Here is a 758-nt window from a genome sequence, read left to right as displayed (position 1 = left end):
CCGTTGTCCCTCATGGCGACTTCCTCGAGACTCTGTAGGACAGCAGGACTGCGGCCACGCGCATGCGACTCCCTCCCCGGCGCCGGTCCACGCTACCAGAAGCCCGGGGAAATCGCGCGAAGTCTTATCCCCCCAACCACCAGCCGCAGAGAGTTTCAAGCCTATCTTAAGGTAAATCCAACTAGACTGTCAGGTACAGTTGATTGGGAATGTACATCCACCCTGACGCCCGTGGCTTCGCCCTTCCAAAGGAGCCCTCCCGTCCCTTGCCTGGCATCGTCGGCGGCCCCCTGCGCGCAGCCCGCCTTCGCGCTGGCCTGAAGCAGACAGAGGTGGCCCTGCTCATCGACATCTCCCCTATCGTCTACAGCCGAATCGAGCGCGGCCGAATGCTTCCCAGCGTCCAGACGCTGTACCGTCTGTGCTCCGCGCTCCGCACCACCCCCAACGAGTTACTGGACTACCCCGCCTCACTGCCACCGGACGTCGTCACCGCCGCCAAGGAGGCCCTGCTCCGCCGTGTGCGCCAGTTGGATGCGCACCAGGCGCTCGCCCTCATTCAACTCCTGCCGGACGTGCGCTGATGGATGGCACTCCCTTGACAACTGGCAATTCAGGTATACTCACTTGAACCTATGAACGAACAGCTTGCAGCGCACCTGGGTGCCATTGCCCGTCTCGCTCGGGAGCAGATGAGTCTGACGCAGGTCCAAGTCGCGGAGCGCGTGGGGATGGCCTCAGCCGTCTACAGCCGCATC

At 63.2% G+C, this 758-nt stretch carries 1 protein-coding gene and 1 pseudogene; both read left to right on the top strand.

Translation table 11 applies throughout. The features are described from left to right. Window positions 1–266: 266 nt before the first annotated feature. The gene (locus FMP39_RS37155; RefSeq protein WP_228558657.1) at window positions 267–584 is read left to right on the top strand and encodes a helix-turn-helix transcriptional regulator; all 318 of its coding nucleotides are present in this window, start codon (window positions 267–269) and stop codon (window positions 582–584) included. A 51-nt stretch (window positions 585–635) separates the two neighbouring features. Continuing rightward, window positions 636–758 (top strand): annotated as a pseudogene (locus tag FMP39_RS38785) (XRE family transcriptional regulator); the annotation flags it as partial.

Source organism: Myxococcus sp. AB056 (assembly GCF_006547365.1).
Classification (GTDB): Bacteria; Myxococcota; Myxococcia; order Myxococcales; family Myxococcaceae; genus Myxococcus; species Myxococcus virescens.
This window is presented reverse-complemented; position numbering and strand designations above follow the sequence as displayed.